Here is an 11,775-nt window from a genome sequence, read left to right on the forward strand (position 1 = left end):
AACCAAAATATAAAAACAGATCGTATCGAAACCCAATCGAAACTGCTGTCAAACCGCTATTCAGTCGTCTTTCCAGATTAGCCCATCGACCGTCCCGGTCAGGACAGGTTCACCATCTGCGTTCTCACAGACAACGTCTGCCGAGAATTCATAGCGATTGTCGCGTTCTACGACCGTATCGTACGTCGAGGTGCAGGTAACTGATTCGCCAGTGTAGACAGGTTGGTGAAACTCGAATTCCATATTACTGGCCAACACCCCGTCGTCACCGCCAAGTTTCGTCGGCATCGTCGCCGTCAATAATCCTTGCACCATCACTCGGCCGTCCTCGTCAGGTTCGGTGTGTCGAGGCTGTGCGTCTCCAGAAAGTTCCGCAAACTGCTGGACCTCTTCGACGGTAAACGTTCGTTCGAACGTCTGTGTTTTGCCTTCAACTGGTGGATTCATATGACTTCTCAATTACCAATGATAAATTAGTGAGGGATAAGCGTTAGGTATGAAATAGCAATCCTTCAGGTACGTGCTGGTTCGACCAGCCGACTTATTGCACACTCTACTCATTGCGCCGGAAGTAGCGACCATAAACGAGCGATTCACGGCAGCGTATACGCAATCAGACGGTAGCGTTTGAACGGAACTCGCATCCTCCTTGTGGCGAACACGTTCGGACCGGTTCCCGAGTGGTGAAGAACGTCCAACTAGTGTATGGTTGGGGTCGGGTATGACCGTACATGGGATGATACCCATGGACTGGAACCGCCTCGGACCACGTGAAAAGGAACTGTTAGCAATCCTGCGACGGAGCGAACAGTCCTTGACTTCGCGGGAAGTCCAGCGTGAACTCCGAGAAGACGGCGTCGATGTCGTGTACTCGACAGTGAGTGCGACACTCGACCGCCTCGTCGAGAAGCGGTTAGTGGACCGAACCGAGGAGATGCAGCGTGGATCACCTCGATACCGACACACCTTCGCGGCCGACCAGTACGCCGGTGAACTCCTCGATTCGATCGTCGAGGACGTATCCGAAGTCCTCGGTACTGACGGCCTGACTGGACTGGTGCGAAGGGCCGAGGCGATGGGCGGGGATGAGCAATCGAACGAACACAACCCTACAAATACGAAAGCATGACAACGAAACTCGATAGGCGGAAGTTGATGAAGCAAATTGGAATCACTGGGACCGTAGCGCTGCTGGGTGGCGTCGCCGGATGTACCAGTAGCGCTGACTCAAGCGGTGATGGGGGTGCGGAGACTGAGGCGAAGACCGCGACATCCAAACCGAAGGACAGCTCGTCGGACGGTGAAAAGTGGACGAAAACCGACACCGTCGATATGAACGATGAACTGAAATTCGCACCGAAGCGCATCAAAGTGGAGTCAGGAACGACTGTCACGTGGAAGAACGTCGGTGCAGTCGGCCACACCGTCACCGCCTATGAGGACGAGATACCCGACGGCGCGACGTACTTCGCGTCGGGTGGATTCGACTCCGAGAAAGCGGCGAAAGACGGCTATCCCGACAAGGGGAACGTGACAGAAGGAGGCACCTACGAGCACACGTTCGAGACCAAGGGAACGTACAAGTACTACTGTGTACCGCACGAGATGAACGCAATGGTCGGATACGTCAAGGTTATTTAAAATGAGTTCACACGACACATCGGAGGGGGAGGAGACCGACACCAAAACAGAGCGTAGCGCAGAGACATTACTATCGGAACACGAGGCGCAGTTGAATGCGCTTATTGCAGACGTACAGGGGCCGGACGCGGACCCAGTAGAGACGCAACTTCCGAATCTCGGTCTTGGTCTCGGTCGCCGGGACTTCATGAAAGCGGGGGCAGCCGTCGGGGTTCTGGGCTCCGTCGCCGGGTGTGCAGGGCAGGGCGACAGCCAGGGTGGTACAGCCACGCCGTCTTCGAGTCACGGCGATGTGCCCGACCACTTCGTTCCGCCGGGCGAACACGACAAGTACTACGGCTTCTGGAGTGGCGGTCACTCCGGCGAAGTGAGAGTAATGGGAATTCCGTCGATGCGGGAACTCACGCGAATCCCCGTGTTCAACAGGGAGTGCGCGAAGGGATACGGTTTCGACGACGGAACGGGGGAGATGCTTAAAGACGCAGGCGACTACACGTGGGGTGACTCTCACCACCCGAGCTTATCCGAGACCGATGGGAAGTACGACGGCGAGTACCTATTCGTCAACGACAAAGCCAACGGCCGCGTCGCACGGGTGAATCTGAAGTACTTCGAGACGGATGCGATTCTGGACGTGCCGAACGTCCAGTCAGTCCACGGATGCTGCATTCAGAGCCCCGACACCGAGTACGTCTTCGCCAACGGTGAGTTCCGTGCGCCGCTTCCAAACGACGGGCGCGACGTAGACGACCCGTCGAAGTACGTCTCGCTGTTTTCGGCCATCGACCCCGAAAGCATGGACGTACTCTGGCAGGTGAAAGTCAGCGGCAACCTCGACATCGCCGACTCCGACAAAGACGGCCGGTGGCTGCTCTCGTCGTCGTACAACGACGAAGAGGGGGTCGAAATCGAGGAGATGACCCGCGACGACCGCGACTCGGTGAAGGCGTTCGACGTACCAGCCATTCAGAAAGCGGTTGATGCCGGGAAGTACGAGGAGGTCAACGGCGTCCCCGTCGTCGATGGGACCCGTGAAAGTTCACTCAACAAGGGCGATAACCCACTCGTCCGCTACATCCCGACGCCGAAATCACCCCACTGCGTTGAGGTGACGCCGGACGGAAAGTACGGCATCGTCGCCGGAAAGCTCTCTCCGACCGTCTCGATCATCGATATCGAGAAACTCGGAACCGAACCCGACCCGGCGAAGACGATTGTCGGCCAGCCCAAACTCGGTCTCGGTCCACTGCACACTACGTACGACGACCGCGGTCACGGGTACACCTCGCTGTTCATCGACTCGCAGGTCGTCAAGTGGGATATCGAAAAGGCAGTGGAGTCACCAAAAGGCTCCGAGGAGGCCATTCTCGGGAAGATAGACGTCCACTACAACCCAGGACACATCCAAGCGGTACAGGCAATGTCCGTCGAACCGACCGGCGATTGGCTCGTCGTCCTCAACAAACTGTCGAAGGACCGGTTCCTCCCAGTCGGACCGATTCACCCCGACAACGACCAACTCATCTACATCGGAAACGACAAAGACAACGAAACCGGTGGAATGGAACTGGTTTCCGATCACCCCGTCTATCCCGAACCGCACGACGCCATCATGGTCCACAAAGACAAGTTGGACCCGGCGAAGATATGGGATGCCAAGGACTACGAGGGAGAACGGGAGTACATCTCCGAGAAGAACTCGGGAATCGAACGCCTCGACGACTCGACCGTCGAGGTGAACATGAGTTCCAAGCGGAGCGAGTTCGGCCTCCGTGAATTCACGGTGAAAGAAGGCGACGAAGTGCAGATGACCGTGACGAACATCGAGAAGAGTCCGGACATCATCCACGGAGTTGCCATCCCCGAACACGACATCAACCTCGCGCTCGCCCCACAGGACACTCGGGAAGTAACGTTCGCCGCGGATGATCCCGGCGTCTACTGGATCTACTGCACGTACTTCTGTAGCGCACTGCACCTAGAGATGCGCTCGCGGATGATCGTCGAACCACGGGACTGAACCATCATGAATCTGCCAGGACGAACCGAGTTCGCCCAACTCCGCCGGTTGCTTCCGGTGGGAGCGGCAGTGCTGCTGCTCGGTGCACTGTTACTCCCGATGTGGTCCATCGAGATGCACGCCGTGCAGTATCCGAACGAACCGCTCCACCTCAGCCTGTACGCCTACCCACAGGTCAGCGGCGACTTCGTCGAGATCCATCGGCTGAACAAATACATCGGGTTCTACTATCCGGATCCTGTGTTCTGGCAGCCGAACTACGAACCGCACCCGCGGGCGATAGACGTTCCGGAGTGGTCGCTCGGGCCACTAGCGTTCGTCGGGGTGGCTGCAACGAGTGTGTTCGTTGCGCTCGCGCCGACCGCCCGGAAACTCCGGCGTGGCCTCACACTCCAACTTGTCGGGGCCGTCGCGGTGTTCGCCGGTCTGCTGGCAGACATCCAGTTCCGACTGTATCAGGCAGGCCACACGCTGGATCCGGATGCGCCTGTCATGGGCGTTGAGGGGTTCACACCGCCGCTTTTGGGAACCTATTCGGTTGCCAATATCACGAGTTACTCGCGGTTCGGTGCCGGTGCCTACCTGACGATGCTTGCTATCGGACTGCTGGTGGTTAGCTACGCGGTCCGCAATTCGACGGTCACGCTGTGGGAGGTCCCGGGATACGCCCGGAACCGATTCACGGGCGACGACGAGACGACGGAACCGACAACCGGGACGACAAGCGAGCGAGCGTCCGCTCCGGACGCCTCCCGAACGGGGCGGCGGTAACGATGCCGTCTGTATCGGCCGAACGAGCGTTCGCCCTCTTCGCGGTCGTCGTTCTCCTCGGCACGACACTCTCAGCGCTGACGGTTCCGACGGCCGCAGGAGCGGATGACAGCCTCGCCTTCGAACCCGGTGTTCCGGAAGAGTACGCCTTCGACGCACCGACCGAAACGGGAACGGCGACCGTCGGCGGCGACTCCTACGAGTCGGTACAAGCGGCCGTCGATGCGGCCACGCCCGGAGACACCGTCCACATACGGGGGTCCTTCTCCGAGCGTGTTATCATCTCGACGCCGAACATCACACTCGAAAGCGCACCCGGTCGGTTGGCCCGTATCGACGGCGATGAGACGGAAGATGCACTCACGATAGACGCCGACGGCGTTACTGTCCGCCGAATCTGGATTCACAACTCCGGACGCGACACCGGAAGTAACGACGCCGGCATCTGGGTCAACGGCACGGACGCGCGCATACTCGACAGTCGTCTGACTGACGTCACCTTCGGTATCTGGGTGAACGGCGTTGACGACGTACTTCTGCGGAACAACACGATTGTCGGCCGCGAAGCGGTCCGGCCGTTATCCTATCGAGGAAACGGCATCCAACTCTGGAAAACGACAGATACCCGCGTCGTCGAAAACCGCATCACCGACGTTCGAGACGGGTTGTACTACTCGTGGGCGTCGAACGTAACCGCACGGGAGAACACGATGTGGGAACTTCGATACGGCGTCCACTACATGTACTCGGACGACTGCCGGTTACAGAACAACACCTCGTTCGATAACGACGTCGGCTACGCGCTCATGCTCTCAGAGCACATTGAGGTCGTAGATAACGTCGCCGTGAACAACACCGGCGTGAGCGGACACGGGATTCTCCTCAAGCGGATCGACGACTCCGTCGTTCGGGGGAATCACTTCGTCGGCAACGACCGGGGCATCTACGTGCTGAACTCGGTCCGAAACGTGATGGCAAACAACCTCGTCATGGAGAACGGCATCGGCGTCCATCTCACCGCCGGAACCGAAGACGAACGCGTCTTCGGGAATAGCTTCGTCAATAACGACCGGTCAGTGTTCGCGGTCACCGGCGAGTTGGCCGTCTGGAACGCGTCCGAACGAGGTAACTACTGGTCGTCCGCCGACGCCGCCGACATCGACAACGACGGCATCAGCGACGTTCGCTACCGGCCGTCTGGACTGGTAGAGCATCTGATCTACGAGCATCCACAGGCGGCGGTGTTCGCAGACAGCCCCGCATTCGACGCCATCCGCTTGGCTGAGAGTTCCTTCCCGGTCATCGAATCACCGGGAGTTGTCGATCACCACCCGCTCACGACACCACCACACAGCGACTGGAGACGATACTATGAACGCAATTGACGTAACCGACGTAACGCAAACCTACGGCGACGTGACGGCTCTCGACGGCCTGTCACTATCCATCGAACCGGGGACTACCTTCGGTCTGCTCGGTACGAACGGTGCAGGAAAGTCTACGCTGTTCAAACTGGTCGTCGGGCACGTCCGACCCGACACCGGCACGGTTTCGGTCGCCGGGCAGAACGTTGAGACAGCAGGCCCGGCCATCCGTAGCGAAGTCGGATACCTGCCCGAACACGCCGGATTCCCACCAGCGCTTACCGGCCGGGAGGTACTCGAATTTCACGCGAAGATGCGCGGGCTCGACGACGCGGACGACCGCATCGAAAGCGTTCTCAGTCTCGTCGGACTGCGTGACGCCGCCGACCGGCGAACCGGCGGGTACTCGAACGGAATGAATCGCCGTCTCGGATTGGCGACAGCGCTGCTTTCCCGACCGACGATTCTCCTGCTGGATGAACCCACTGCAGGCCTCGATCCACGAGGAGTCGCCGCGTTCCACGACGTCGTCGAACGACTAGCGCGGGACGACGACCTCACGGTCGTCCTCTCCTCGCACGTGCTCTCGGAGGTCGAAAAGTTGTGTGATACGGTCGGCATCGTTCACAACGGGCGACTGCGTGCTGGCGGGTCGGTCGAAGCGTTGAAGCGAGACCTGATCGACGGCGTCCGAGTCCGCGTCCGTCTGGCCGACGCGGGGTCAATGGCCGACGCGACTTCAGTAGTCGATGAACACGACGGAGCCATTCGGTCCCAATCTAACCGCGAGTTCACCGTCGAATGCTCGTCGGAAGTCCCCCCCGGCCTGTTAGACGACCTGATGGACGCCGCGTCGCTGTCGGGGTACGAGGTTACCGAGCCGGGCCTCGAACAGGTCTTCGAGCACACTCTTGGCGGCGCGTCGAAGAAAGAGCAGGGAGAAGACGCGGAAGAGCAGGAGAGGGAGAAAACATGACCGAAGGACCTAACAGAGCGGATTCCGGTCGAAGCCACGAGACAGACGGTGGGGTCACAACGACCGGAGACGCTAACGTGACAGAACCAACCGATGTAGCGGAAGCACCAGAAGTGACGGAATCAACCGACGGGCAGGATAGCAGTGCGCTCCGACAGATTGCCACGGTCGCGGGCATGGAGTTCCGACTCTCGGTTCGGAATCGCTGGGCGGTTGCGCTGGCCGCGCTATTCACCCTCTTTGCGTCGCTCATCGTCGGCTTCGGCGCGTCGAGTGTCGGCCCGGTACGGGCGGATGCGGTCATCGTGAGTATGGCCTCGTTGGCAACGTATCTGCTCCCCCTCGCTGCGCTGGTCTTCGGCTTCGATGCAGTCGTGGGGGCCGAGGAACGCGGCTGGCTTGACATCGTGTTTGCACTCCCTGTCTCGCGTGCGCGAGTCGTCGTCGGGTCGTACCTCGGACGGGCGGTCACGCTCGTGGCCGCGACGAGCATCGGCTTCGGAATCGGCGGGATTCTGCTGTTTTCGGTGGCATCGAGCGCTAACACCGTGTTGTACGCGACGTTCCTGCTCGGTTCAGTTGCGCTGGGACTGGGGTTCCTCGCAGTCGGCGTGTTCGTCTCGTCGGTCGTCGGTGAGAAGACCCACGCACTGGGGGCCGCACTCCTCGTCTGGGTCTGGTTCGTGTTCGGACACGACCTGCTCGCACTCGGTCTCGTGGCCGGGTCAAAACTCCCACAGAGCGCGTTATCGGTGATGGTCCTCTCGAATCCGGTGAGCGTCTTCCGAGTGTTCGTCCTCTCGGGTATCGACTCGACCGGCGGCGGACTGGCGACCGTCGTAGGGGAATCCACGCTCTCGATGCCACTTCTCGCAGTCGCGGCGACCGTCTGGGTCGTTGTCCCCGTCGCCGCCGCGGCGCGTGCTGTGCGCCATCGGAGCCTCTAGCCCGCCGCCATCGCTTTCTACCTCGGTCATCGCTAAAATACCGAAAGCGAGTTCCTAAATGCCGGTGCTCCGGAGTCCTAAATGCCGGTTAGCAGCAGGCGTAAATAGCGGTAAGAAGCCGGTAAGAAGCAGCCCAGAAAAGTGCGTCCCCGCGTGGAGACGGCTTAGTCGCTCTCGAAGTCAAGGTCGTCGTGCTCGACATCGAGGTCACCACCGTCGTGTTCGATGTCGTGATCGTCGTCCTCGAACTCGGTTCTGTCGTCGTCGCTCTCGAAGTCGAAGTCGTCGGTCTCGACTTCGAGGCTGTCGCCGTCGTGCTCGATATCGTGGTCGTCAGTTTCGACCTCGACGCGGCCGTCTCTGATCTCGATATCGATCCCGCCGGAGCCGTCGAACTCAAACTCGACGCGACCGTCGTCGCTGTCGAATTCGAGGTCGTCGCTTTCGACCTCGGCACGGTCGCCGTCACGTTCGATCTCGAAGTCGTCGCCTTCGACGTCAACGCGGTCGTCGTCGCTCTCGAAGTCGAGGTCGTCAGTTTCGACCTCCGCGCGGTCGTTATCCCGTTCCACCTCGATGTCGTCGAGTTCGATATCTACGTCGCGTCCACCGTCGAACACCACGTTACCGTTGTCATCAGTGTCGAGGGTGAACTCGAAGTCGCCGTCATCTCCCTCGACTTCGATGCGGTCGCCGTCGAATTCGACGTCGAAGTCGTCGCTCTCAAGATCGAGAGTCGATCCGTCGTACTCGAAGTCGAAGTCGTTCGTCTCGACCTCAATGTCACCATCGGCGTCGATCTCGACATCGAAGTCGTCAGTCTGGATTTCGATCGTGTCGCCGTCGAATTCGATATCGAACTCGTCGCCCTCGATTTCGACCCTGTCGCCGTCGCTCTCGATGTCGAGGTTTTCGTTATCGCTCTCGACATCGTACTCGCCGTTTTTGCGTTCGATCTCGAAGTCATCACTGTCGACCTCGAGGTCGTTGCCGTTGTATTCGACATCGAGAGTGAGGCTGCCGCTACGACCTTCGACCTCAATCTCGTTACCGTTAATCTCGACCTCGACGTCGTCACTCTCAAGGTCGATGCGGTCACCGTCTAGCTCGATATCGAAGTCGTCACCCTCGATTTCGACGCGACCATCGGACCGAAACTCAATGTCGAAGTCGTCACCATCTAGCTCGACACGCTCATCACTAGTTTCCACATCGAAGTTGCTAGACCGGTGGCTTGCTGCGACCGGTGCAACCATCACGGAGAGCACCATCACGAGTACCAGTATCGGTGCAAGTACTCTCGCTATGTTCCGCCGCCCGTATATTTGAATCATGGTTCTTCATGTTGCTATACACTAGAGGGTGGCGACAGTCCGAAGCAAAGGTGAGCACCGGTGATCCGGAGACCAACCGAGTACCTTACGACTGCTTCTAGGGAGTCGTCAAACCGACTGTGAACAGCTATGTGAATCTACGACCGGATGTGATATGAACTATCCCTAACAAGTGGGATAGGAAGTAACCTCAAAATCACCTAAAAATAGAGAACTTCCAGACGGGGTCCGACGGGAGCGACGCTAGTCATCGAAATCGTCGTCGTCACGATCCGATTCGATGAGGATCCCGTTCGCGTCGTATACCCGGCGTACGTCGTCGCCGTCCTCGTCGTCTTTCTGGAACACCCGAAGCGTTCCGGTTTCGTCGTACCATCGCTCTCTCTCATCACCGTCGTCGTCTTCGGTTCGCTGGAACCTGAGTGTCCCGTTCACGTCGTATATCCGTTCTTCCTCGTCGTCGTCTTCCTCTTCTTCTCGGTAGACCCGGAGTGTGCCGTTCCCGTCGTAGATCCACTCTTCTTCGTCGCCATCCTCCTCCTCTGTTCTACGGTAGCGCACTATCCCATTGCGGTCGAACTCCGTTCGCTCCTCGTCACCATCGTCATCAACTTCCTCGACGAATCCACCGTCGGGTCCGATACAGGACTCGAACTCCTCCCCGTCGGTAGTCTCATACTTGACGAATCGCCGGCATTTGTCGGTGGACCCGGCTCTATACTCGATGACGTCGTCAGGGCTATGAGTTGCCGTCGCGGCCTGTGGCAATACCGTGACCCCACCGACGAGAACCCCAAGCGTACGGAGGCAGTCACGTCTAGTCGGGGAGAGATGACTCATGATGGCGCACCCCCAGAATATCCGGGCGGGATCCAAGACGGCCACAAACGAGAGGCTTTCGGGATTACGTGACTGGGAACCTGTAGCTCGACGATCCGGCTCACGAGGTGGGGCATCGCGACAACAGTGACGATGCTGCTCGACAGTCTTGATGTGAGTTTCATACAATATATTGTGCCCTTGTGTTTATATCTGTGCGCTAACTAACCAATAGTTACTTTCCACTTCGCCACGCAGTTAGGTTCGGCTCAGGTCGAAAAGGCAGTTTCACGGGAGAAACCTCGTGAAGTGAGGAGATTACCTCGATTAAGCGACTTCGCCATGACAGCAATAACGATGTAATACCATATCGAGTGAATCTCAACTGTACATCGTATATTCAGAGACGTCGGCCGAAAAAAGAAGAGAGTGAAGCCGTCCAGCGTCAGAAACCAAGATAAAGAAAGAGATCATACGTAATGAATCCAGAATAGGAAATGGATTCCAGATACATTATCATTTCACGAGAGATATGTGCCTATGTATGATTTTCTTAACCTGAAATTTGAATAACTCGACTGAGATGGCAAAAAACGAGTTCAGATGTTCGAGTCAGAAACTCTACGAAATAGAATGTAGCGAGTGAGATCGGCCGCATTCACACACTGGGCAGATCTTCGACCAGAAGCCCGCCTACCGCGCTTGTCAGTATCCAAGCCTATACGAACCAGTCCCCATTGACCGACAAATCGTTTGGTAGTCGGTTGGTCGGTGCCGTCAACGCAACCCATGTCAGAACAACCGGCGAGGGCGCTGACCGACCCACCGATGGTTACCGTGAGATATCGCCGCCTCGAAATCTTCGAGAAGGAGAGAATATATAATCCCGATTTGGGTCCAAGTCTTGTTAATTTATTCTGTGAAGCCGCAACCTGATCTCATACTTGGCCCTTTATTTATGTATAATTCACAATACCACATGTATTTGGTCAATATATAAGTATTATTCAGATGTATAAATTCATATCAATGAAATCTGGGTTAGTCTGATGACGGATTGCGGGTCTAACCGCAGACATCAGCCATCAATTCGGTTCGTACTCCTCGTGAATGCGGTCCATCCGCGCCGCCATCACAAAGTCGGTCTTATGTAACCCATCGATTTTGTGAGTCCACATCTCGACGCGTACTTTGCCCCAAGTGAGGTGAATGTCCGGGTGGTGCCACTCTTCCTCAGCGAGTTCGCCAATCTCGTAGGTAAACTCCAGTGCGTCGCGGAAGTCCTCGAATTCGTAGGTGCCTTCGAGATAGTACTCATCGACGACTTCCCACACACTGTCGTCGAGTTCGGTGAGGTAGTTCGCGTACTCGTCTTCGGTGAGCGGTTCATCCGCCGAAGTACACGCTTCGCATTCTTGGTCTGCGAGAGTTGATGCCATGTGTAATGATACGGTCGCCAGCAGCATGTATCTTCACCAGCAGCGCAGAACCGAGATGAGAACAACGCCGGACAGGGGAACCACCCAGACGAACCGCACAGTGTGAGTCATGTGGTCCAAAAACAACTACCCTCGAAATTATGATCGTCTGCGCTCAGTATACACACATGACGCTTTCAGAGTACACCTGTACCTGCGGTGCCACGCTTCGCTACAAACAGGACCTCTCCAAAGAGCGGGGCTCCCTCTATCCAGCGTGGAAATGCAAAGAATGTGGCACACCGGTCCCGGGACAGATTGCAGAGAAGATCAGTCACCAACATCCCTCGTGACTGATCTCGGGGTCACCTCCCGTAGCATCTGCTTAGGTCGCTGAACGTTTGGCGGTGTGACCGCCATCAGTTCCAGAATACGTCGGGCCAATATAAGCTAGCCCCTCAGATCAGCTGTGGACGATAATTGCG

12 protein-coding genes are annotated in these 11,775 nt (G+C 57.6%); 8 read left to right on the top strand and 4 right to left on the bottom strand.

The window, feature by feature from the left end:
* Positions 1-60: 60 nt before the first annotated feature.
* Positions 61-447: an FAS1-like dehydratase domain-containing protein gene (locus tag HBOR_RS14680; RefSeq protein ID WP_006056054.1), complete on the bottom strand. Its 387-nt coding sequence runs from the start codon at positions 445-447 to the stop codon at positions 61-63.
* 274 nt (positions 448-721) lie between these two features.
* Between HBOR_RS14680 and HBOR_RS14685 the strand changes: the two genes are divergently transcribed.
* From HBOR_RS14685 to HBOR_RS14715, 7 genes are read left to right on the top strand one after another with little or no spacing between them, the layout of a single operon-like run.
* Positions 722-1,129 carry a BlaI/MecI/CopY family transcriptional regulator gene (locus tag HBOR_RS14685; protein ID WP_241432397.1) on the top strand — a complete coding sequence of 136 codons (408 nt, stop codon included), beginning with the start codon at positions 722-724 and terminating at the stop codon, positions 1,127-1,129.
* Positions 1,126-1,641, top strand: a complete 516-nt coding sequence (locus HBOR_RS14690) for a plastocyanin/azurin family copper-binding protein (protein WP_006056052.1) — start codon at positions 1,126-1,128, stop codon at positions 1,639-1,641. The genes HBOR_RS14685 and HBOR_RS14690 overlap by 4 nt, the downstream gene beginning before the upstream one ends.
* Position 1,642: 1 nt before the next feature.
* The gene (gene nosZ, locus HBOR_RS14695; protein WP_006056051.1) at positions 1,643-3,661 is read left to right on the top strand and encodes a TAT-dependent nitrous-oxide reductase; all 2,019 of its coding nucleotides are present in this window, start codon (positions 1,643-1,645) and stop codon (positions 3,659-3,661) included.
* 6 nt (positions 3,662-3,667) lie between these two features.
* Positions 3,668-4,432: a hypothetical protein gene (locus tag HBOR_RS14700; protein WP_006056050.1), complete on the top strand. Its 765-nt coding sequence runs from the start codon at positions 3,668-3,670 to the stop codon at positions 4,430-4,432.
* Positions 4,433-4,434: 2 nt separating this feature from the next.
* Entirely contained in the window at positions 4,435-5,817 is a 1,383-nt protein-coding gene (nosD, locus tag HBOR_RS14705; RefSeq protein ID WP_006056049.1) for a nitrous oxide reductase family maturation protein NosD, read from the top strand.
* On the top strand, positions 5,804-6,772 hold the full coding sequence (locus HBOR_RS14710) for an ABC transporter ATP-binding protein (protein WP_006056048.1): 969 nt from the start codon (positions 5,804-5,806) through the stop codon (positions 6,770-6,772). The genes nosD and HBOR_RS14710 overlap by 14 nt, the downstream gene beginning before the upstream one ends.
* On the top strand, positions 6,769-7,719 hold the full coding sequence (locus tag HBOR_RS14715; protein ID WP_006056047.1) for an ABC transporter permease: 951 nt from the start codon (positions 6,769-6,771) through the stop codon (positions 7,717-7,719). The genes HBOR_RS14710 and HBOR_RS14715 overlap by 4 nt, the downstream gene beginning before the upstream one ends.
* A 164-nt stretch (positions 7,720-7,883) precedes the next feature.
* Here the strand turns inward: HBOR_RS14715 and HBOR_RS14720 are convergent, their stop codons facing one another.
* From HBOR_RS14720 to HBOR_RS14730, 3 genes are all read right to left on the bottom strand, one after another.
* A complete protein-coding gene (locus tag HBOR_RS14720; protein WP_241432396.1) occupies positions 7,884-8,975 on the bottom strand; it encodes a translocation/assembly module TamB domain-containing protein in 1,092 nt (363 codons plus the stop codon).
* 321 nt (positions 8,976-9,296) lie between these two features.
* Entirely contained in the window at positions 9,297-9,893 is a 597-nt protein-coding gene (locus tag HBOR_RS14725) for a hypothetical protein (protein ID WP_241432395.1), read from the bottom strand.
* A gap of 1,064 nt (positions 9,894-10,957) precedes the next feature.
* Positions 10,958-11,311 (bottom strand): 4a-hydroxytetrahydrobiopterin dehydratase, encoded by a 354-nt coding sequence (locus tag HBOR_RS14730; protein WP_006056044.1) that lies wholly within the window; start codon positions 11,309-11,311, stop codon positions 10,958-10,960.
* Between the two features lie 167 nt (positions 11,312-11,478).
* On the opposite strand from HBOR_RS14730, the gene HBOR_RS20075 reads away from it, so the two are divergent.
* A complete protein-coding gene (locus HBOR_RS20075; protein ID WP_165351532.1) occupies positions 11,479-11,643 on the top strand; it encodes a hypothetical protein in 165 nt (54 codons plus the stop codon).
* Positions 11,644-11,775 lie beyond the last annotated feature (132 nt).

The organism is Halogeometricum borinquense DSM 11551 (assembly GCF_000172995.2).
Classification (GTDB): Archaea; Halobacteriota; Halobacteria; order Halobacteriales; family Haloferacaceae; genus Halogeometricum; species Halogeometricum borinquense.